The 22,045-nt window shown below is 37.4% G+C and carries 17 protein-coding genes; 8 read left to right on the forward strand and 9 right to left on the reverse strand.

What is annotated here, in order from left to right; all coding sequences use genetic code 11:
- Positions 1–4: 4 nt before the first annotated feature.
- The 6 genes from ASE92_RS02170 (at position 5) to ASE92_RS02195 (ending at position 7,857) form a co-directional block, all read left to right on the forward strand.
- On the forward strand, positions 5–2,452 hold the full coding sequence (locus tag ASE92_RS02170) for an outer membrane beta-barrel protein (RefSeq protein ID WP_082454884.1): 2,448 nt from the start codon (positions 5–7) through the stop codon (positions 2,450–2,452).
- A 90-nt stretch (positions 2,453–2,542) separates the two neighbouring features.
- Positions 2,543–2,908, forward strand: a complete 366-nt coding sequence (locus tag ASE92_RS02175; RefSeq protein ID WP_056848460.1) for a hypothetical protein — start codon at positions 2,543–2,545, stop codon at positions 2,906–2,908.
- A 92-nt stretch (positions 2,909–3,000) separates the two neighbouring features.
- Positions 3,001–3,663 carry a GDSL-type esterase/lipase family protein gene (locus tag ASE92_RS02180; RefSeq protein WP_056849250.1) on the forward strand — a complete coding sequence of 221 codons (663 nt, stop codon included), beginning with the start codon at positions 3,001–3,003 and terminating at the stop codon, positions 3,661–3,663.
- A gap of 52 nt (positions 3,664–3,715) precedes the next feature.
- Positions 3,716–6,040: a TonB-dependent receptor gene (locus ASE92_RS02185; RefSeq protein ID WP_056848461.1), complete on the forward strand. Its 2,325-nt coding sequence runs from the start codon at positions 3,716–3,718 to the stop codon at positions 6,038–6,040.
- Positions 6,041–6,044: 4 nt separating this feature from the next.
- Positions 6,045–6,845 (forward strand): DUF4249 domain-containing protein, encoded by an 801-nt coding sequence (locus ASE92_RS02190; protein ID WP_056848462.1) that lies wholly within the window; start codon positions 6,045–6,047, stop codon positions 6,843–6,845.
- 52 nt (positions 6,846–6,897) lie between these two features.
- Positions 6,898–7,857 (forward strand): D-glycerate dehydrogenase, encoded by a 960-nt coding sequence (locus ASE92_RS02195; protein WP_056848463.1) that lies wholly within the window; start codon positions 6,898–6,900, stop codon positions 7,855–7,857.
- A gap of 60 nt (positions 7,858–7,917) precedes the next feature.
- On the opposite strand, the gene ASE92_RS02200 is transcribed toward ASE92_RS02195, so the two are convergent.
- From ASE92_RS02200 to mutL, 6 genes are all read right to left on the reverse strand, one after another.
- A complete protein-coding gene (locus ASE92_RS02200; protein WP_056848464.1) occupies positions 7,918–10,644 on the reverse strand; it encodes a hypothetical protein in 2,727 nt (908 codons plus the stop codon).
- Positions 10,645–10,816: 172 nt separating this feature from the next.
- The gene (locus tag ASE92_RS02205) at positions 10,817–11,449 is read right to left on the reverse strand and encodes an NAD(P)H-dependent oxidoreductase (RefSeq protein ID WP_056848465.1); all 633 of its coding nucleotides are present in this window, start codon (positions 11,447–11,449) and stop codon (positions 10,817–10,819) included.
- Between the two features lie 113 nt (positions 11,450–11,562).
- Entirely contained in the window at positions 11,563–12,669 is a 1,107-nt protein-coding gene (locus tag ASE92_RS02210) for an endonuclease/exonuclease/phosphatase family protein (protein ID WP_056848466.1), read from the reverse strand.
- Positions 12,669–13,523 (reverse strand): rhomboid family intramembrane serine protease, encoded by an 855-nt coding sequence (locus tag ASE92_RS02215; protein WP_056848467.1) that lies wholly within the window; start codon positions 13,521–13,523, stop codon positions 12,669–12,671. The genes ASE92_RS02210 and ASE92_RS02215 overlap by 1 nt, the downstream gene beginning before the upstream one ends.
- Positions 13,516–14,220 carry a rhomboid family intramembrane serine protease gene (locus ASE92_RS02220; RefSeq protein WP_056848468.1) on the reverse strand — a complete coding sequence of 235 codons (705 nt, stop codon included), beginning with the start codon at positions 14,218–14,220 and terminating at the stop codon, positions 13,516–13,518. Before ASE92_RS02220 ends, ASE92_RS02215 begins: the two co-directional genes overlap by 8 nt.
- Before the next feature lie 158 nt (positions 14,221–14,378).
- A complete protein-coding gene (gene mutL / locus ASE92_RS02225) occupies positions 14,379–16,214 on the reverse strand; it encodes a DNA mismatch repair endonuclease MutL (RefSeq protein ID WP_056848469.1) in 1,836 nt (611 codons plus the stop codon).
- A 275-nt stretch (positions 16,215–16,489) separates the two neighbouring features.
- On the opposite strand from mutL, the gene ASE92_RS02230 reads away from it, so the two are divergent.
- Entirely contained in the window at positions 16,490–18,124 is a 1,635-nt protein-coding gene (locus ASE92_RS02230; protein ID WP_056848470.1) for an amidohydrolase, read from the forward strand.
- Positions 18,111–19,928, forward strand: a complete 1,818-nt coding sequence (locus ASE92_RS02235) for a serine hydrolase (protein ID WP_056848471.1) — start codon at positions 18,111–18,113, stop codon at positions 19,926–19,928. The genes ASE92_RS02230 and ASE92_RS02235 overlap by 14 nt, the downstream gene beginning before the upstream one ends.
- A gap of 54 nt (positions 19,929–19,982) precedes the next feature.
- On the opposite strand, the gene ASE92_RS02240 is transcribed toward ASE92_RS02235, so the two are convergent.
- From ASE92_RS02240 to ASE92_RS02250, 3 genes are all read right to left on the reverse strand, one after another.
- A complete protein-coding gene (locus ASE92_RS02240; RefSeq protein ID WP_056848472.1) occupies positions 19,983–20,588 on the reverse strand; it encodes a lipopolysaccharide assembly protein LapB in 606 nt (201 codons plus the stop codon).
- Positions 20,589–20,651: 63 nt separating this feature from the next.
- Entirely contained in the window at positions 20,652–21,371 is a 720-nt protein-coding gene (locus tag ASE92_RS02245; RefSeq protein WP_056848473.1) for a sterol desaturase family protein, read from the reverse strand.
- A 67-nt stretch (positions 21,372–21,438) separates the two neighbouring features.
- Positions 21,439–22,032 carry a Crp/Fnr family transcriptional regulator gene (locus ASE92_RS02250; RefSeq protein WP_056848474.1) on the reverse strand — a complete coding sequence of 198 codons (594 nt, stop codon included), beginning with the start codon at positions 22,030–22,032 and terminating at the stop codon, positions 21,439–21,441.
- Positions 22,033–22,045 lie beyond the last annotated feature (13 nt).

The following is a 22,045-nucleotide window of genomic DNA, read 5'->3' on the forward strand; positions in this document are numbered from 1 at the left end:
TATCATGAAGAAGTTACTAGTGCTAATGGCATGCCTAATGGTGTGTGGGGTTTCCTTTGCCCAAAATTTCTATAAAATAACAGGGAAAATTGTTGATGAAAAAGAGGCAGCTTTACCTTTTGCCATCATTAGAGTAATGAACTTTGCAGATACAAGTGTGGTAAAAAGCTTTTCCAGCAATCAAGATGGGGTTTACGAAATTACTCAGTTAAAAAGCGGAAGTTATCTATTATCAGTTTCTATTGTAGGCTATAAAAGTTTAAAAACGGATCGAATTTTATTAACAGCTGATCTAAAAATGCCCAATATAAAATTGGAAGGTTTAACTAAGCAATTGAAAGAAGTGAGTATTTCAGGTAAAAAACCTTTTATTGAGCACCAAATAGATAAAACAGTTTTAAACGTAGAAAATAGTATCACCGCAACTGGCGGAACAGCCTTGGACGTTTTGGAGAAAGCACCAGGCGTGCAGATTGACAGGCAAAGTGAACAAATTAAGCTCAACAACAAATCGGGAGTTTTAATTATGATCGATGGGAAAACCAATTTTTTATCAGGGGCAGATGTGACCGCATTATTAAGCAATATGAGTGCGGAACAAATCTCGACCATAGAATTGATAACCAATCCTTCATCAAAGTATGATGCTGCAGGAAATGCAGGAATTATTAACATCAAACTAAAGAGAAACAAAGCATATGGTACAAACGGAACCATTTCTTTTAATGGTGGACAAGGATTAATGCCCAATTCGCCAACTGATTTATACCGTGCCGGAGTAAATTTGAATTTAAACCATAGGCAAGGAAAATGGAATGTTTTTGGCAACGGCGCCATGGCTAGAAAATCCAACTTTAATAATACATTCTTAAATCGTACCACTTTAGCCAATGGTTTGGCCAGTTCACTCACTCAAAATTTCGATCGCAAGAATAAGGGTTTAGGTTTCCAAGGCAAATTGGGTACAGATTATTATGCCTCAGAGAAAACTGTTTTCGGAGTAATGCTGGATGCCAATACGGTTAAAACCAAGCTTACCAATTTTAGTAACACAAATATCAATGCAATGCAAAATGGAATATCCACTTTAAGTACTATTCTGCAAGATGCTTATTCCACTTCGCCAGCCAGCAACTTGACAGCGAATTTTAATATTAAGCACGATTTTGATAAAAATGGGAAGAGCTTAACTTTCGATGCAGATTACTCAGGCTTTAGCAATGAAAAGGAAGAGAATTTTTTGGCTAACTATTTAAATGCCAATGGAAACTCGGACAATAAAACAACTTTGCGTAATACTACCAATGCAAAAATTAATGTTTATGCCGCTAAAACTGACTTAACGCTTCCACTTTCTAAAACAATGAAAATTGAAACTGGCTTGAAAAGCAGTTATGTGGTAACCAATAATGATTTTTTATCTGAACAATTTTCATCAGGCGTTTGGCAAAATGATTTAGGGAAATCGAACAATTTCGTTTACAAAGAAAACATCAATGCAGCTTATGCCAATTTCTCTAAAGAATGGAAGGTATGGCAAATTCAGCTTGGTTTAAGAGCAGAACATACACACTCTAACGGAAATTCGATTACGGATAATAAAGAGGTTGAAAGAAATTACCTTTCCTTGTTTCCTACTGCATTTGTTAACCAAAAAATCAGCGAAAAGCATAATATTCGTTATTCCTATAGCAGGAGAGTAGATCGTCCTAACTATCAACAGCTCAACCCATTTGTTTTTTATATGGATCCATTGGCTTTGGATCAAGGAAATCCATATTTGAAACCACAGTTTACCAATAGCTTCGAAATTAATTATAGCTATAAGGAAACTTCATTAACATTGGGTTACTCAGATACACGAGATATGATTACCCAAATTAGTCAGCAAAATGATGAAACCAGGGTGATCAGTGTGATCAGGCAAAACTTAGGTCGTTTCCAGAATTTTTCTGCTGGTGTGTATGTACCGATTAAGATTGCTAAATGGTGGAACATGCAAAATAACGCCAGCGTTTATTATAGCAAATTTGAAGATGGCAATTTAGAAGGCGGAGCATACAGCGCAGGCCAGGCAGCAGTAAATTTATACAGCTCCAGTTCTTTTACATTACCCCAAAACTTCAGCCTAGAAATTAATTTTTGGTTAAATACGCCGCGTGTTTCTGGTGTAGAGCGAACCACAGTTACGCAATATGCCTTTAACGCAGGAATTCAAAAAAGCATGCTCAATAAAAAGCTTAAGCTGCGTTTAAATATGGACGATATATTTTTGACGAATTACTGGGCAGGAAGTTTGATTTATCAGAATGTAAACATGACAGTTACCAATCGTTACACCAGCAGAAGAGCGAATTTTAGCATTAGCTATGGTTTCGGAAACCAAAATGTGAAGTCGGCTAGATCGAGAAATACGGCTACGGAGGATATTAAAAACAGAGCTGGTTCTTAGTTTGGAGTTTGGAGTCCAAAGCCCACAGTCTGGAGTCTTGCCTGAATTAGCAATTGAACAATTATTAATCAATAATTAAAACAAATCAACATGAAAATATTATTATACATTACTTCAATTTTATTGGCATCTTTTAGCTTTGGCTGCAACACAAAGGGCGGAAATTTATCCCTGAAAATTGTAGATAGCAATACAGCATTTAAGTTTACAGCAAAATTTGACGAAGGTAAAACCCGCCAATTAAACGAATATTTAGACAGTGCGTTGAACAATAAACTACCACTTAAGCAAAATATCGATTTGTTAGTGAATTTAAATGGAGAGGATAAAGTCAATTTAAAAGCTAACTCTGGATGGCTCGAAATTAACTTCGATAAAAGAAATACATCTATGGCTGGGTATATAAAAGTTAAAAAGCTGACAGAAGGAATTCAGGAAATAATGACCAGGAAATAGCTAACTAATCACGCGGCAAGTCAGTCACAGTCTTTTTATATAAATTTCATTTGATGATTGTTATCTTGTGCAATTGAACAATGATGATTGATATGAAAAAAATATTTTTTACACTACTGCTCTCACAACTGGTTTTACTTACTGCGTTCAGCCAATCGAAGCCTCCATTTTGGGATGATGTACAAACGATTAAAAAGTACGATAAAATGTTTCAACCGCCGGTTAACCCGGTTTTGTTTGTAGGCAGTTCATCAATTAGAAAATGGGATGATTTAACCCAGGTTTTTGCAAAATACAATGCTTTGAACCGTGGTATTGGCGGAGCAGTAACCAACGACATTACTTACTATTTAAATGATATCGTTTTCCCTTATCACCCACGCCAAATTGTATTGTATGTTGGTGAAAATGATCTTCCAGAACCAAAAACTACTGCAGATAGCGTACTCAACAGAACCATAAGATTATTTAACTCCATCAGAGCAAAATTGCCAGATGTGCCTATCCTTTATATTTCGATAAAACCAAGTCCGAGTAGGGATAAATTTAGAGAAAAGGCCGTTGCTTCCAATGCATTGATCAAAAAATTTATAAACGAACAGCTTGATGCGAAATATGTAGATATCTATCCCTTAATGCTTACCAGGGATGGGCAAAACCGTCCTGAATTGTTTGTGGAAGATATGTTACATATGAATGCTGCGGGTTACGCCATTTGGAAAAAGGCTGTTGAAAAGCATTTGATAAAAAGATAGACGGTTCAAATTCGTACATTTGAAAACATCCTAAAAATCAGATCCGTTAAACATGCCGTTAAAACCGTATTTGCTCATTTTCTTTCTCAGTTTTTTTAGTTTAACCCTTTTTGCACAAAATAAATTTACCTTAAGTGGCACTATCCGCGATGCAAGTTCTGGCGAAACACTTATCGGAGCTACAGTTAAAATTACTGGTGCAACTTCTGCAGGTACGCTAACCAATAACTACGGTTATTTCGCCCTTACTCAGCCTGAAGGAACTTATACCGTAACAATAAGCTACACGGGGTTCGCAAGTGTTATAAAAACTATCAATCTGAATAAGGATACAAAACTGAACGAAGAATTAAAGGATGCAAATGACTTAGCCGAAGTTACGGTGAGCGCCAATAACCGTAAAAATGAAAACGTAAAAAGCGCTCAAATGGGTTTGGAGCGTATTGATATGAAATCGTTAAACTCTATTCCGGTTTTATTGGGCGAAAAAGATGTTTTGAAAACCATTCAGCTTTTGCCAGGTGTAAAATCCGGAGGCGAAGGCAATACGGGTTTTTATGTTCGCGGAGGTGCTGCCGATCAAAATTTAATTATTTTAGATGAGGCTGTGGTTTACAATTCTTCGCACTTATTGGGCTTCTTTTCCACCTTTAACGCCGATGCTATTAAAGATGTAAGTTTATACAAAGGCGGTATGCCAGCGCAATATGGGGGTCGGTTATCGTCGGTTTTAGATGTTAAAATGGACGATGGAAATAATAAGGAATTTAAGTTTCAAGGTGGAATTGGGTTGATTGCTTCGCGATTGAAAGCAGAAGGGCCGATTGTAAAAGATAAGGGTTCGTTTATGGTGAGTTTTCGGCGAACTTATATCGATTTGTTTTTAAGAGCTTCGCCAGATTCATCGATAAATGGCAGCACTTTGAATTTCTACGATATCAATGCCAAAGCCAATTACAAAATCAACGATAAAAACACCATTTATATTTCAGGTTATTTTGGTAAAGATAATATTGGCGTTAAGGATCTTTTTGAGAATAATTGGGGAAATGTAACGACAACGATCCGTTTAAATCACATTTTTAATGATCGTTTGTTTTCCAATACCTCATTAATTTACAATAACTACAATTATACGGTGAGGTTGTTAAATGATGTAACCAATTTCAAGGCGACCTCATTAGTGCGGGATTTCAACTTTAAAGAAGATTTTCAATATTTTAGCAACAAGCACACTTTGCGTTTTGGATTAAATGCCACGCATCACCGCATTTCTCCAATTGACATTACCACCAGTCAGGAATCGCAGGTTAATCCGCTTACGCAAGAAAAACGATATGGTTTAGAAAGTGCGGCATATGTTTCTGATGAATGGGCGGTAACCGAAAAACTGAATTTATTATATGGATTAAGATTGGCTGCATTTTCATTATTAGGGCCGGGTAATTTCGGTAGTTACGATCCTGATGGCAATATTTTATCATCAGATAAGGTAGAAAGCGGTAAGTTTTATAAGAATTACTTAAACCTGGAGCCGCGTTTTTCGTTGAGCTATTTGTTTAATGAAGAGAATTCAGTTAAAGCTTCTTATAACAGAAATACGCAGAATATACACATTTTAACCAATGCTACATCAAGCTCGCCAACTGATCAATATGTATTGAGTAGCAATAACATTAAACCAGAAATTGCAGATCAGGTTGCTGTTGGTTATTTCAGAAATTTTGCTGAAAATAGCTATGAATTTTCTGGCGAAGTGTATTACAAATGGATGCAAAACCAAATTGATTACAGAGATGCTGCTGAACTGTTAGGCAATTCAAACGTAGAATCAGAACTTTTATATGGAACGGGTAGGGCTTATGGGTTGGAATTGTTCTTTAAAAAGAAGTTCGGAAAGTTGAATGGTTGGGTGGGCTACACATTATCAAGAACAGAAAGAAAGTTTGCAGAATTGAACAATGGTAATTATTTCCCATCCAGGCAAGATCGTACACACGATGTATCGTTTGTGGGGATTTATAATTTAAATAAACGCTGGACTTTTTCTTCGAGTTTAATTTACAGCACAGGAAATGCGGTGACTTATCCGGCAGGGAAATATAATGTCGGAGGCCAAACGGTATATTATTACACGCAAAGAAATGCCGGTAGAATGCCCTACAACATGCGGCTAGATTTAAGTGCAACACTTGAAGGGAGAAATAAAGGGAAATTTCAATCGAGCTGGAATTTTGGCGTGTATAATGCTTTGGGTAGAAAAAATCCATATTCTGTCGAATTTATTAACGATCCGACCGATCCAAGTAAAACAGTGGCCGAGCAAACATCATTATTCGGTATTATTCCATCGGTAACCTGGAACTTTAAATTTTAAAACCATGAAGAAATTTATTCAATATATCGCTGTTTTGACTTTATGCTTTACTTCCTGTAAAAAAATTATCGAAGTGGATACCAATAATGCAGCAGCGCAAATTGTAATCGAAGGCAATATTACCGATCAGCTCATTGATCAGCAGATCGTGATTAGTAAAACTGTCGGCTATGATGAGAAGGGCATTTATCCGAAAGTATCTGGCGCCACTGTTATCGTAACTGACGACAAAGGAAGCAGATATATGTTTATGGAAAAAACACCAGGCGTTTATGTGCAGGCAATGCGTGGCATTTCTGGTAATACCTATAGCTTAAATGTAAGTGTAGAAGGCAAAACGTATACCGCGAGTTCTAAAATGCCAAACCGCGTAAAATTGGATTCGATAGGTGTGGTTACCAATTCTTTTTTTGGCAACGAACGTAAAACTGCAGCCGCTTATTTAGTTGATCCTGAGAACGAAACCAATTTTTATCACTTCAATTTATATGTAAATAATCTATTTTCACGAAGAGTATATGTGAATAATGATCGCTTGACTAACGGAAATAAATTGCGTATTCAGCTTTATTATGAATCTGATGATGATGACGATGATGGATTAAAATCTGGAGATAAAATTAGCGTAGAGGCCGAAAGCATCGATTCCAATATTTTTGATTATTGGTATACGTTAAGTCAGCAATCTGGCCGTGGGCCAAATCAAGGCACTACACCTGCTAACCCGCCATCAAATATTTCGAACAATGCTTTAGGATATTTCAGCGCACACACCTATCAAAAGCTGAGCACTGAGGTTAAGTAATGGCTAATATTTTTTTGCTAAAACACCCATATTTATTTGCTGTTTCAAGAGTATGAAAGTATTTATAAGTGGAAACATTGCGCCCGTTGCTTTGCAGCAATTGGAAGATCATCATATACAAATTACCCAGTGGAAAGAAACACGACAAATTACACCTGAAGAGCTGATAGAAGCCTGCAAGGATCAAGATGGCTTTATAAGTGTTGGCCCGAATAAAATTAATGCCGATTTTTTAAATGCTAGTAAACATTTAAAAGTAATAGCACTTCATTCGGTTGGTTTTGATCAGGTTGATGTAGAAACTGCCAAGAAATTAAATATCGCTATCGGAAACACGCCTGGTGTTTTAAGTGCCGCAACAGCCGAAACTGCTTTTTTATTGATGATAGCGGTATCGAGAAAAGCTTTCTTTTCATACAGGAAAATTATTGATGGCAAGTGGGAAAAATACGAGCCTGCAACGGAACTAGGTATTGAAATCAATGGTAAAACGCTTGGTGTTTTTGGTTTAGGTAAAATTGGTTTGGAAATGGCGAAGAAATGCAAAGCCGCATACGGCATGCAGATAATTTACCATAACCGATCTAGAAATGAGGATGCCGAAAAAGAGCTTGATGCCAAATATGTTTCATTCGATGAGCTTTTGGAACAGAGTGATGTATTGACGGTTCACACTGCTTTGACGGACGAAACCAAAGGTAAATTTTCGATTGATGTATTCAAGAAAATGAAGCCGAATGCTATCTTTATCAATACAGCTCGGGGCGGTATCCATAATGAAAAAGACTTAACGCAAGCTTTGGAAGAAAGGATTATTTGGGGTGCAGGTTTGGATGTTACCAATCCGGAGCCAATGGATAAAAATAATCCGTTATTATTTATGGAGAGTGTTGCCGTTTTACCCCATATTGGCTCTGCTACCGAAGAAACCAGAGTGGCCATGGCCGAGTTAATTGTGGAGAATATTCTGGCTGGTTTAAGGGGAGAGCAAATTCCTTATCCAATTTATTAATCACATAAAAAAGGGCGTTAGATTTTCAAATCTAACGCCCTTTTAGCTTTGGTTTCGTTTCTACTTCACCAAATATTTCATTACCGATCGACCAATATTTCCATTGGCATCAATACCTTCAATAATCACTTTATATTGCCCTTTACCATCGGCGTTGTAAAACTCTACCGAAGAATTTCCGGTGGCATCCGTTACAATTTTTGGATTCCAATAAATAGTGGTGCGCAGATCATTTCTGTTCATGTTTGCCGGCACATCATAACGTGGCGAGTAGAATTGTTTTTCCTTGTTATATCCCTGCGGAGAGAACGTGAGCTCGTAGTTTTTAGGTAGCATATCCAAAAGTTGTGCTTTCGATATCTTTTGTCCTTTCGGTGCTTTTTTCTGATTGATTACGATTACCCCGTTCACATTGTTTGCCCTGTTTACCAAGCCAAGCTCATCTCTTAAAAAGATTTCTATAGATTCTATTTCAGATGCATTTAAAGTATTAATCTGATTTACATCCACATTCATTCCATTGATGAAAATGCCCATTGGCGTTCTGTTTCCTTGGTTATAATCTCTGCTCACATAAAAATTATTATCCATATAAGTTACACCAGCCATCATCGTTTGCAAACAGTTAATCAGTAAATTACAACCTTGTAATCTATCACCCGTTATCTCATGGTCGGCAATTTGACTTAAACCACTTAAAGCAGGATAATCTTTGTGGCTTACCTTCGGTATTGTAGCCGCTTTAATGGTCACATCTTTTAAAGTGTGCAAATATGCATACTGCTTTTTACTATTATCTAAGTAAGTAGTTAATGCGCTATCGATATTTAAAACCTCTTCTGCAGCACTAAAATTTCTGGTTAAGGCAGGCGTTGGCGATCCATTTAAACTAATCGTCATGGCTTTATAGTTCACATTATATTTGGCCGAGATGGTCACTTTTGATGAATCATTTAATACCAGATTTTGTATCTTAAAATTACCTACCGGATCCGTAGTCACCTGCGAATTGAAACGCTTGTCTGGAATGGTTACCAATATCGTACCCTTTCTCACAGGAATACCGTTATTCATTCTTAAAACACCCGTAAGGTCGATACCCTGCTCGGGCAAGAAGCTGATTTTAGGTAATTTGCCACTTAAAATGTCGGTGTATTTAAAAGATCGATATCCTTGGGTAAGCAACAAAACATCCAGGTCGGCATTTTTCTTTGCATCGGGTGCGTTGAAGTAATAATTTGGCTTTTCAATGTATCCCTTCAGGTCGCTGCTTAAAAGTAAGCCGGTTAAAATGGTTGTAGCACCGTCTTCACTAGAGGGAACTTTGCTCTCATCAACTACCGCAATAGAAAATGTACCTTCTACCGGAGCGCCATCTTTTTTGGCGGCGATATTCACTTTAACCTTTTTCTTAACTCCGGATGTTGGTGTAGGCGTTGATAGCGCTACATTTAATGCATTTTTATTTTGAACGAAAACCAATCTCTCGCTTAAAGGTTTTCCAGCATCTGTAAATAGTGTAAACTGGGCAATTCCCATTGGGAATTTAGATTTCAAAATAGTGGTGCTATATTCTTTGGAAGAAAGTGCAGTTTGGGCACCGTAACAAATAACCCCTTTGCTTTGCGCAACCAGGTAAAATTTCTTGCCCTGGTTCTGCTGGAAAAAAGTATCATTTGAAATAATTTTAACCGCAACGTTTTCCGGGTTGCTGTTATCGACACTCACCAAAATGCCCGATTCGTTAACTGCTGGCAACGAATAACTTTGTGTGGTTCCATCGGCAAAGATTACATTGGCTTTGTAAGTTTTTCCGCTTTCGGCAAGCAAATTAAAGCTTCCCATTCCTAATCTTTGGGCCGTAAATGTGGCAACCTGTTTGCCATTATTATCGGTTACGGTACCTTTTGAATTAATCCCCAAACCATCACTTTTAATGGCTTTAAAGGCAACTTTATTGGTTAGGCCAGCAATCAGGCTTCCTCCTTCAGGAAAAAGTTGAAAATCTTTAGTAACGATGGCATTTTCCAGTTGAAAACTATTGCTCACCAGATCTTTCTCGGTAGTATTAATGGAGGTAACCAGTTCACCTTTTTTAAGCTGATATTCGGCTTTTTGATTGGCAGTCATGGCGATGGTCAGGTAGCCGTTCGCATCGGTAGTTCCTCTGCCTTTTGCAATCACTGTAAAACTTGTTACCACCTGCCAGCTTACGTTTCTATTTGCATAAGGCTTATTGTTTGCATCTTTGAACTGGATACGGGCATCAATTTTCTCCAGCTTGTCTGTCGAAGTATTCTTGTAAGTGATATGCGTTTTGACCTCCTTGTCTATCGCCTCACCCACGTAAAATGTCTTGTTGAAATAACTCGGATCGTCGAAATTTAACATCCACATGGTGTAAGCCCGAATATGGTAGTTTCCTTGTTTATAGTTTACCTGATCTAATGGAAAGCTTCCGTTTGCCACGCCACCTACAATAGGCAACTTCAAAGTTTGGATAAGCGAATCCTTTTGGTTGATCACATCAACATAAACGATTTTGCTTATGCCCGATAAGAAATTTTGATTTTCCGTTACATAAGCCTTAAACCACACGGTATCTGCAATGGCATAATAAGGCTTATCGAAATGAAGATAAATTTTTTCGGCAGGATAATCGTTTAGAGCTTTGCTGGTTTTCGCTATTAAAGTATTGATGCTAACGGTATCAGTTTGTGCCGAAGAAGATAAATTTAGGAGTGATAAGATTGAAAATATTAAAAACGGTAATCTAAAAATCTTCATGAATTGGAAATTAAATACTAAAAGGTAAATATATCCAATTAAAAATAGAGCACCTAAATTGTATGCATCTTTAACATTTTTTTACATAAAAAAAGTTAGGTCAAAAAAAAGGGCATGAAAAAACAAGCTACTTTTAATAGCTTGTTCTGTTATACCTTTGGATGTGAATTTCTTATTTGTATTCGATTACAAATTCGTTTAAAGGTGTGCGTACTTTTTTCATGTTCACCAACCAGTCTCCAGCTTCGTCTCTATGGCCCAATGGCAATAAAGTTACACTTTTTAATTGTTTTTTATCCAAGCCTAATAACTCATCTAATTCTGCAGCATTAAAGCCTTCCATTGGAGTAGAATCTACTTTTAAAAGGGCAGCTTGAGCAAGTGCGATACCAAAGGCGATGTAAGCTTGTTTAGCAGCGTGGTGAAAGTTTTCTTCTGCTGGTTTCGACAAGATCATCCCTTTTAACTGGTTTTTATAAGCATCAGTTGTATCTAAAGGTAAGCCACGTTCCGTATTCATTCTGTCGAACACTTTATCGATACCTTCGTCAGTATAATTTTCTTGCGCCGCAAAAACCAATAGATGTGATGAATCAATAATCTGCGATTGGTTATAAGCAATAGGAGCAATTTTTTCTTTTAATTCTTGATTGGTAATTACGATAACTTTAAACGGCTGCAAGCCCGAAGACGTTGGTGCCAATAAAGCTGCTTGTATAATTTGATCAACTTTATCTTGTTCTACAGGCTGACCATTCATTTTTTTAACTGCGTAACGCCAGTTTAGTGCATCTATTAAGCTCATGATATTTTCTTTCAATTTTGTGCGTCAAATATCACCATTACAAATTCCTGTTTTGTTGATGTATGGTAAGAAAGCAATCGGTAATAGAAAAGGTGATAAACAAATTTGAGCGGTTAGTCGGCAAACTTTAAGTCACTTCTTACTGGGAAATGATCCGATAGTTTCGCCTCCGTGATGTTATAGTTTAACACTTCGAGATGTTTTGAGGTTAAAATATAATCGATTTGAAAGTTGGGAAACTTACCATTGTAAGTTTTGCCCATACCCGAGCCTTTTTTAACGAAAGCATTGTTTAAGCCCTCAGTAATTTGAGTAACCACATACGATGCTGGAGTATCGTTAAAATCTCCGGCGATTAAATAGGGGGTTTTACAAGATGCCATTTCCTTTTTCATCAAATCTACCTGGCCGCTGCGTTTTAAAAACGCACTTTTAAGCATACGCAAAATTCGTTTTGAAGGTTGAAGCTGGGTATTCATTTCTTTAACCTTGTCCAAATATTCGTAATCCTGTTTTTCAAACGAAATAGATTGGAAGTGAACATTGTACACCCGAAGTGTTTTGCCCGAAATATTTAAATCTGCATAGATGCTCATGTTGCCACTGTAACCATCTACAAAAGGGATTTTGCCGCTACCTACTATCGGATATTTGGTGAAAATAGCCAGTCCGTAAGCCTCGAAGTCGTTCTTATTGGTCGGTACGAAATAGAAGTGTTTTAATTTTAAAACCGTTTTTAAGCTATCGATAATATCAAAGTTGCCTTTAAAGCGGGTATAAAACTCCTGGAAACAGATAATATCAGGGTTCTCATCTTTCACAACTTTAAGCATCTTTTCTTTTACCGATTCGTCATTTTCGCCTCCATAAAGTTTAAAAGTATGCACATTGTAAGTCATCATTCTGATGCTATTCTCTACTTTTTCCGGGCCACCTTTATCGCCGCCAAATGAAAAAGTTGCTTTCAATGTTTTAAAACCAAAAGCAATAACAATGATGCTTAGAATAGCGAAAACCCATTTTTTACTAATGCACCACCAGGCCAAAAAAATGATATGAAAAAATAATACGTAAGGATAAGCCAGGCCAAAAAATGCAATTAATGCATGTTTACGTGGATCCATATTGCCGGCAACAGTACCAAGTATTAAAGCGATTGCCAGTAGTACTGCAACAGGTAGTAAAAGTTTATCGAAGAAATTGTATTTCTTTTTCGCCATTAATCTTTGCTTGCTTTAAAAAGTTTTTCTTTCTCTGTAGCAGATAGTTTATCGTAACCTGATGAAGATATTTTATCTAAAATGGCATCAATTTCCTGTTGAGAAACCTCATTAAAAACCGGTTTTCTTGGCGTAGGTTGTTCATTGCGCACAACCTTTAACTTAGGTTTGCGTTCGAAGATCTTGCTCCAGTCGGCCCCTTTTTGCAAACTTTTAATAAAGATGAAACCCAGAAGTGCGCCGCCAATATGCGCCAAATTCCCGCCCGCATTAGCAGACGATAACCCTAAAAATGACAATAGGAAATATACAATGGCCACCCATTTTATTTTTACTTCTCCAAAAAGTAAGAGCATAATGCTGTAGTTTGGTACCAGTGTAGCCGTGGCAACAATAATAGCCATTACTGCAGCCGAAGAACCAACAACAGTTCTGTTTATTAATCCATCGGCAAAGGCAGGGATGATATTCAACCCTGCGATATAAATCAAAGCACCAACCAAACCGCCTGCGAGATACACAAAATGAAATTGACGGGGCTTTAAAAAGTTCATAAAGATATTACCAAACCAGAATAAACCAAGCATGTTAAACAGCAGGTGCAGAAAGCCATCATGAACAAACATGTAAGTAAAAATGGTATAGAATCGGGTTGGCAAAGCGGTAATTTGAGCCGGTACACCAAAATACTCTCTAATCCAATCTCCAATGATGAAATCGGTTCTGCCTAAAAATAAGAATACAGCAATAATGGCGGTAACCAAAAAGATAATCACGTTTATTCCTATATATAGAAATAGCGGATTGCCCGATTGAAAAATCTTAAACTTTAAATCTTTAACCGTATTATTCATAGTAAGTATAAAAGTTTGTGTTCTTATCCTTCCAAATTTTAACCAGGATGAAGCCGATTAAAGCACCCCCCAAGTGGGCGTAATGTGCAATTGAATCGCCTTCAAAACGACTAACGCCTAAAAATAATTCAACTAAAATATAAAATGGGATGATATATTTCGCTTTAACCGGTACTGGGATAAACATAATATAAAGTTCAGCATTTGGATATAACATTCCAAAAGCTACCAACAAACCAAATACTGCCCCTGAGGCACCTAACATGCCTCCACCGTAAATTTGCCCTATGGTTTGGTAATCTGCCTGACTTTTTATTTGATTTTGCCAGCCTTCGTACAGCGTAAAATGGCCAATAATTTGGTTAACCTCTATGGCTTGAACTGCCCATTGGAGTAATAAAGCGCCCAGGCCAGTTATCAAATAAAATATCAGGAATTTTTTGCCTCCCCAACGCGTTTCCAATAAACTTCCGAAGGAGTAAAGTGCAAACATATTGAAGAAAATGTGAGCAATACCACCATGCATAAACATATAAGTGATTACTTGCCAGCCGCCAAATTTTGGAGAGTCAAAATAATAAACCGCTAACATATCTTCCAAATTAATGGTAGAACTTAAAAAATAAGTTCCTACAAAAAAGAGAATGTTAATGATTAGCAGGTTTTTAACTATTGGGGGGATATATAGGTTGTTCATTTATGTTTTATTAGCCCCACCCAACCTCCCCAGAAGGGAGGAGTTTAAAGCGTTGTTGTTATGTTTTCTATTTACTTTATTCAGGAATCTTTTTCTTTGCTCTTTACTCCTGGCTCTTTGTTCCTTGCTCCTTGCTCCTTATTCCTTACTCTTCGCCCTTACTTTTCAAACTTTTTATCTAATTCTTCCAAGGTTATGGTTTGAATTACTGGTTTTCCGCTCACGCTAAAATTAGGAGTTTTACAGGCAAAAAGTTCATCAATCAGCGTATTCATTTCTTCCTGGCTTAATGCGGTTCCGGCTTTTATCGCACTGTTTTTTGCCAGCGTTCGGGCCAGGCTATCTCTTTTAGTTAACTTCAGTTCCTGCTGAGAGTTTTTAAAACCTTCAATTAGTTGCTCAAATAGTTGTGTTTCGTTGATATTGCTGCTTCCTAAATCAACCGGAACTCCTTCTACAACCAACGTATTTTTTCCGAATTCACGTACATCAAAGCCTAAACTTTTTATATCGTCCAATAAACTTTTGGCCAGTTCGAAATCGTTGGCGTTAAGGGTAATGGTTTGCGGAAATAAACTTTGTTGCGATGCGCCTTTTCTATCGTCTAAATGTACTAGAAATCGCTCGTAAAGAATACGCTCGTGTGCCATTTGTTGATCGATAACCATTAAACCCGATTTAATTTGTGAAACAATGTAACGGTTATGCAACTGCATATATTGCTTTTGCTTCGTTTCAAAAATCGGCTCGTCTGTGTAAAACGATGTCTGTTCGTTCACCGGCTGCTCCACCACTTCATAAAGCGAGCCCCAGTTTTTAGCACTCGGTTTTGCTTCATAGTTTCTTGATGATGTGGCGTATCCCGAAGTAGAACTGCTGTCGCTGGCAAAAGGATTAAAATCGGGATTGAAATTAATACTAGGCGGAACAATATCTTCCACTGCTTTTTGCGTAATCATGTTACTGAAACCCGTTTCCTGATCAAAATCTAAAGTAGGAGAGATGTTATATCTCCCAATAGAACGTTTTACAGCAGATTTCATAATCGCATAAATAGATTTTTCATCTAAATACTTAATCTCCGTTTTGGTAGGGTGAACGTTCACATCTATTTTTGAAGGATCAATTTCGATGAATAAGACGTATAACGGGTAGCTATCATCTGGCAAAAGATCTTCAAAAGCCGAACTTACGGCGTGATTTAAATACGGATCTTTAATAAATCGATTGTTTACAAAAAAGAATTGCTCGCCACGGGTTTTCTTGGCGAAAGCCGGTTTTCCGATGTAGCCTTTTAAATTTATTATGGTTGTTTCCTCTTCAACAGGAACCAATCGCTCGTTGTAATTATTGCCAAAAATGTGGACGATACGTTGTTTTAAGTTCCCTTTTGGGAGGTTAAAAATTTCTGTTCCGTCATGATGTAAGCTGAAAAATACGGTCGGGTGTGCCAGAGCCACCCTTGTAAATTCATCAATAATATGACGCATTTCTACCGGATTGCTCTTTAAAAAATTACGACGGGCAGGGGTATTGTAAAACAAATTCTTAATGGCAATCTGTGTTCCCGCAGGTGTTGCCACGGGCTCTTGTGCGGTTACTACAGCGCCTTCAATAGAAATGCAGGTACCAATTTCGTCTTCATGGCGGCGGGTTTTCATTTCTACCTGAGAAATGGCGGCTATGGAAGCCATCGCTTCGCCACGAAAACCCATTGTACGAATAGCAAATAAATCTTCTGCCTTTTTTACTTTTGAGGTGGCGTGGCGCTCGAAACACATTCTGGCATCGGTAACGCTCATTCCGCAACCATTGTCAACGATCTGAATGAGAGCTTTTCCAGCATCTTTTATCACCAATTGAATTTTATCTGCGCCAGCATCAATCGAATTTTCAAGTAATTCTTTTACAGCAGAAGCAGGTCGTTGAACAACTTCTCCGGCAGCAATTTGATTGGCAACAGCATCAGGCAATAAGTGAATAATATCAGTCATGTATTAGGGCAAAGTGAATTTGCTAAATTATGCAAAATAAGCTTAAGGATTTGGCTTTGTTTAAAACTCAACATGTAAATGACGGTTCGAAAAAGTCTAAAGTCAGCAGTCTGAAGTCTTAAGTCTTTTGTCTTGAACATCACCTATCAATTGTGCATCTCCTTTTAATCTTGATAAGAAAATACTAATGATCGATAGCCGAATTTAAGAGCTAACCAATTTCGTAATCGGCATTTTACAAAGCCAATTCATTTCAATTTTCTATCTTTAACAACATGAAATCATTTCTCTTCTTCCTTTCTTTGGCATTGTTTTTTTCTTCCTGTGGGAAAAAAGAGCAAGCTGACCTGATCATTTATAATGCCACTATTTATACTGTTAATGATCAATTCGAAAAAGTTGAAGCTTTTGCCGTTAAAGATGGAAAAATTCTAGGTTTAGGTTCTTCAAAAGATATTCAATCAAAATACGAGGCTAAAGAAGAAGTTAATGCCGATGGAAAATCTGTTTACCCAGGTTTTATCGATGCGCATGCTCATTTTTTCGGTTACGGACAAAGCTTGCAAACAGCAGATTTAAGGGATACCAAATCCTGGGAGGAGATTCTAGAAAGATTGAAAGCGTTCGCTAAAACCCATCCGGATGGCTGGTTAATTGGCAATGGCTGGGATCAGAACGACTGGGAAAATAAAGCTTTTCCTACAAATGAAAAATTAACGGAGTTATTTCCAAACCGACCAGTATTGTTAAATCGCGTAGATGGACATGCTGCTGTGGTTAATCAAAAAGCCTTCGATGAAGCTGGGATAAAAGGCGAACAGAAATTAGTGGGTGGTGATATGCTTACCGCAAACGGAAAATTGACGGGAGTTCTAATTGATAATGCCGTTGGCCTTGTGGATAGCAAAATCCCTTCGCCAGATGAAAAACTGGCAACCAAAATTTTAACTGATGCGCAAACAAATTGTTTTGCTGCAGGCTTAACGACAATTGATGATTGTGGCTTACCCTTTCAAGCGGTAGATTTTATCGAAAAAATGCAAGAGGACGGAAAGTTGAAAATGCGTTTGTACGTGATGTTAGCTGATGCTGAACAAAATTATGATTACCTGTTTAAACGCGGAGCGATAAAAACCGATCGACTAAATGTTCGCTCATTTAAAGTTTATGCTGATGGCGCTTTGGGATCAAGAGGAGCTTGTTTATTGCATCCTTACAGCGATATGCCAGCGAAAAGCGGTTTCTTGTTGAGCAATCGGAAGCATTTTGAGGAGGTAGCTGAAAAAATTGCAGCGCATAATTTTCAAATGTGCACCCATGCCATTGGCGACTCGGCCAATCGGGTAATGCTCAACATTTATAATAAAGTGCTAAAAGGCAAAAACGATAAACGCTGGAGAATTGAACATGCTCAGGTGGTAAACTCAAATGATTTCGCCCTTTTTGGAAAAGCCAATATTATTCCTTCCGTTCAGCCAACACACGCTACTTCAGATATGTATTGGGCGGAAGAAAGATTGGGGCCAAAGCGGGTTAAAGATGCTTATGCCTATAAACAACTCCTTAAACAAAATGGCTGGATACCCCTTGGAACTGATTTTCCGGTGGAAAACATTAATCCATTATTAACGTTTTATGCTGCAACAGTGAGAGAAGATGCAAAGGGTTTTCCGAAAGGCGGTTTTCAAATGGAAAATGCGCTTACACCAGAAGAAGCTTTACGGGGGATGACCATTTGGGCCGCAAAAGCGAATTTTGAAGAAAAGGAGAAAGGCAGTTTAGAAACAGATAAGTTCGCTGATTTTGTTATTCTTGATCATGATATATTAAAATCAACCCCACAAAACATATTAAAAACCAAAGTTTTAAAAACCTATTTAAACGGAGAAAAAGTATATGAAGCGAAATAGATTAGTCATTCTGGGCGTAGCAAGTTTCTTTAATGTTTTATGTTTAATGGCTTGTGCCCAAGACCATGCTACAAACGAAAAAAAGCTTTCTGTTGCCAATAATATTACCAGTTCAACCATTTTGCTGAACAATAAAGATGCTGTTATACCCTTAAAATCTCTCGATAAAATAAACATTGCCTCAGTAAGTCTGGGGTTTTCTTATAGCTTAGTTTTTGATAGTTTAGCGAACAAATACGATAAAATTACATCGTTTTCTGCAGATAAATATAGGGATAGCGTAAACCTGAATGACCTGGAAGACGATCTTAAATATTTCAACGTTGTGCTGATTGCCATTGATGATCAGCAAACCAACAATGCCAAATACATCAATTTTATTAACAGTTTAAGCAAAACAAAAAAGGTGATCATTTCCCTATTTGGAAATGGAACCGCATTAAAATCGTTTGATTTACTTCAGTCGCCCATTATTTGGACGGGAGAGAACAGTGCAGACGCGGCGGCCATTGTGCCGCAATATATTTTTGGCGGCATTGCAGCGGTAAATAAATTAACCAAAGCCTATTCTGCAAAATATACCATAGGCTCTGGCTTTACAACTGACAAAACCCGCTTGAAATATACTGTGCCAGAAGATGCCGGTATAAATTCCAATAACCTAAAAGAAATTGATGCGATTGCCGAGGAGACCATTAGACAAAAGGCAGCCCCAGGTTTGGTGGTTTTGGTGGCGAAGGATGGAAAAGTGATTTTTAATAAAGCTTACGGAACGCATACTTACGATACGAATTTACCCGATAAAGTAACTGATGTTTTCGATTTGGCTTCAGTAACGAAAGTTACAGCCACCACACCCTCGGTAATGCGTTTGTTCGAGGAGGGAAAGTTGAAATTGGATACCAATATCGGCGCCTATATACCGAAAGCCCGAACTACACCCATGAATAACATTCAGGTTCGTGAAGTGATGCTACACCAGGCGGGTTTTATCCCATATATTCCATTTCATAATTACGTAAAAACAGGCGATTATAGTGTAGATTCTTCTGCTGCTTTCCCAACTAAGGTTGCCGATGGTTACTACATCAAAAAAGATTTCTTTAAAGATTTTATGTGGCCTAAAATGCTCAACTCACCAATCAAAACACGTGGTCAATATGTTTATAGCGATATCAGTATGTATGTAATGAAAGATATTGTGGAGCATATCAGTGAGGAACCATTAAATCAATATACCTACGAGAATTTTTATAAGCCTCTTGGGATGCAAACTGCTGGGTTTTTACCTCGAAATCGCTTTGGCAGAGATCAGATTATACCCACAGAACAAGATACCTATTTTAGAAAAACGCTTTTAGTAGGTTATGTTCACGATCAGGGTGCAGCACTTGCGGGTGGTGTTTCTGGTCATGCCGGTTTGTTTTCTAGTGCAAATGATTTGGCCATCATTTATCAGATGCTCTTAAACCGTGGAACTTATGGTGGTACGCAATATTTTAAACCAGAAACGGTTGATATGTTTACATCAAAGCAATCGAATGTGAGTCGTCGTGGTTTGGGATTCGATCGTTGGGATCCAGATAGTACAAAACACTATCCATCAAACCTGGCTTCACCGCAAACTTATGGGCATACCGGGTACACCGGTACTTGCGTTTGGGTAGATCCATCGAGAGGTTTGGTATATGTTTTCCTTTCCAATAGGGTTAATCCAAGCGTGAGCGATAAGCTTGGGAACTTAAGAATCAGAGGGCGGATTCAAGATGTAATTAACAAAGCGATTGACGAATCGAAGAAGTAGGATATAATAACTTACGAAGTTTTGCAATAGGAACTTCGTAAGTTTTTTTGGATTTTAATATTCATCATCCAGTAGACTAATACAATCAGCTTGTTTTTTCTTTAATCTTTCATCAAGAGATAAAATGGAGGCATTATCTTTTAAGCTTTTGTACAAATTCAATATGATGGCCTTAGTTTCTTCATCTGGATCACAAGCCTGCGATTTTTCAAGATTTGGTAGTGCTTTTAATGCGATTACCTTATATTGTTCATAGAGTTCAGCTGATAGTTTAGCGTCTTTGGCTTTGGCCGCCTCATTCATTTTACTTCCAATTGCATTGGCTTTTTTGATAAAAATGAAGCCTAAAGCCCGATAAGGAACGTAATAACCCGGTGTAATTTTTATTGCTTGTTCATAGTAAGGAATTGCCTTTTCAGGATGATCTGTTTCTTCATAAAGCCTGGCTAAATGATAACTCACATTGCCAAGTTGGGTTTTAGTTAATTCTGGAGATCTTTTAATTAACGCTTCAGCTAAATTAATTGCTTGCGTTTTTTCAGTATCCTCCATTCTAATCTGCGAATAATCCCAATAAAGATCTTTAATGCTTTTGGTTTGTGAGAAAGCGAACTGAGTAGCGGATAAAAGAAGTAAAAGTGTTAAAAAGCGTTTTTTCATGATTTTAAATTTGGATGAAGATACTACTTGATGAAGATACTACCTATTGTAAGCGAAAATAATTTAATGTTCATGAACATCTTTAAATTTGATCATATCCAATAATCTTTGTTCCTTTTCATTGTCAAATCCACAGGTGCTTTTAAATTCCTTTGGGTTTTCATAGGTGCCAAATAGCATATCCCACCATACAATGTCGCCGTAGTTATTGCTGTGCTTTTCATATTGATGATGAATGCGGTGCATTTCTGGTCGCTGAAAAATGTACCCAATCCATTGTGGTGTTTTCACGTTTGTATGATAAAAAAATTCTCCAAGTGCTGTGCATAAAGTATAAATGGCTCCAGCTTCAGGATTTAGACCAAGTAAAGTATAAACCAAAAGACTTCCGATAATCGAATTTACTGTCATTTCTAATGGATGTTTGTAGAATGAAGTAATCACTTCTAAGCGTTGTGGACTGTGGTGAATTTGATGAAAACCCAGCCATAAGAAATCAACAGTATGCCTCCAGCGATGCCACCAATAAAAAATAAACGTGGCAATAAAATAGGCGATAATACCGCCGAGCCAATTGGGAACAAAATTAGAAAGTTGAAAAACGGAGATGGATGAGAGCCATTTTTCCCAGGTAAAACCAGCTAAGACAACTATACTTAACTGAATGAAATTAACTCCTAAAACCCTGATGGTCCATGTGGAAACGTTTGGCAGTTTCCAGCCTGGTTTAATTCTTTCGATGAGAAAGCAAAAACCAAATACGATAAAAATGATGATTAACATAGATTTAAAATTTATTGATCAAATCTATGATGTGCTAGTCTGCTGGCTTTTGACAAAAGTCAAAAAACTATTTTTGCTTTCTAATTCTGCTTAAGGTTTCTTGAGAGATCCCCAAATATGAAGCAATGTGTCCTAAAGATACCCTTTGAAAGAGTTGAGGATTTCTTTCCAGTAAATTTTGATACCGTTCCTTTGCGCTCAACATACGCAGTTCGTTTGCTTGTATCTCGTTCCGCATGTGGTAAAATTCGGTTAACTTCCTGCCTGAAAAATTAAATTCCATGAAGTTTAAGTATAGTTCATCGAGTTTTTCTCTTTTTACAGCAATTAGTTGGCAGTGTTCTAAAGTTTCAATGTATTCAAAACTCGGGTTGCCAGTATAAAAGCTGTAAACAGAAATGAGAAGTTGATTTTCGAATAAAATCCAGGTATTTGTTTCTTTGCCTTCTTTATCGAGATAGAATATTCTGGCAGCTCCTTTTATAATAAAGTAAATGGTATTGCTTCGCTCGTCAACACTTAAAAGTTTTGTTTTTTTTGCAACTTCAATAACCTCACTGTTGGCAATGATGGCCGATTTTATTTCATCCTTTAGGGGATAAATATTATCAAAAAGGTTGAAGAGATTTTGATAATCTCCTAGAAATAACTGTTCAGCCATAAAAATCAATCAA

This window comes from Pedobacter sp. Leaf41 (genome assembly GCF_001422545.1).
GTDB lineage: Bacteria > Bacteroidota > Bacteroidia > Sphingobacteriales > Sphingobacteriaceae > Pedobacter.

Coding starts and splice junctions, on each gene's coding strand:
- ASE92_RS02190 (WP_056848462.1), top strand. CDS start 6,045: ATGAAGAAATTTATTCAATATATCGCTGTTTTGACTTTATGCTTTACT.
- ASE92_RS02230 (WP_056848470.1), top strand. CDS start 16,490: ATGAAATCATTTCTCTTCTTCCTTTCTTTGGCATTGTTTTTTTCTTCC.
- ASE92_RS02200 (WP_056848464.1), bottom strand. CDS start 10,644: ATGAAGATTTTTAGATTACCGTTTTTAATATTTTCAATCTTATCACTC.
- ASE92_RS02235 (WP_056848471.1), top strand. CDS start 18,111: ATGAAGCGAAATAGATTAGTCATTCTGGGCGTAGCAAGTTTCTTTAAT.
- ASE92_RS02240 (WP_056848472.1), bottom strand. CDS start 20,588: ATGAAAAAACGCTTTTTAACACTTTTACTTCTTTTATCCGCTACTCAG.
- mutL (WP_056848469.1), bottom strand. CDS start 16,214: ATGACTGATATTATTCACTTATTGCCTGATGCTGTTGCCAATCAAATT.
- ASE92_RS02245 (WP_056848473.1), bottom strand. CDS start 21,371: ATGTTAATCATCATTTTTATCGTATTTGGTTTTTGCTTTCTCATCGAA.
- ASE92_RS02250 (WP_056848474.1), bottom strand. CDS start 22,032: ATGGCTGAACAGTTATTTCTAGGAGATTATCAAAATCTCTTCAACCTT.
- ASE92_RS02170 (WP_082454884.1), top strand. CDS start 5: ATGAAGAAGTTACTAGTGCTAATGGCATGCCTAATGGTGTGTGGGGTT.
- ASE92_RS02180 (WP_056849250.1), top strand. CDS start 3,001: ATGAAAAAAATATTTTTTACACTACTGCTCTCACAACTGGTTTTACTT.
- ASE92_RS02185 (WP_056848461.1), top strand. CDS start 3,716: ATGCCGTTAAAACCGTATTTGCTCATTTTCTTTCTCAGTTTTTTTAGT.
- ASE92_RS02175 (WP_056848460.1), top strand. CDS start 2,543: ATGAAAATATTATTATACATTACTTCAATTTTATTGGCATCTTTTAGC.
- ASE92_RS02205 (WP_056848465.1), bottom strand. CDS start 11,449: ATGAGCTTAATAGATGCACTAAACTGGCGTTACGCAGTTAAAAAAATG.
- ASE92_RS02210 (WP_056848466.1), bottom strand. CDS start 12,669: ATGGCGAAAAAGAAATACAATTTCTTCGATAAACTTTTACTACCTGTT.
- ASE92_RS02215 (WP_056848467.1), bottom strand. CDS start 13,523: ATGAATAATACGGTTAAAGATTTAAAGTTTAAGATTTTTCAATCGGGC.
- ASE92_RS02220 (WP_056848468.1), bottom strand. CDS start 14,220: ATGAACAACCTATATATCCCCCCAATAGTTAAAAACCTGCTAATCATT.
- ASE92_RS02195 (WP_056848463.1), top strand. CDS start 6,898: ATGAAAGTATTTATAAGTGGAAACATTGCGCCCGTTGCTTTGCAGCAA.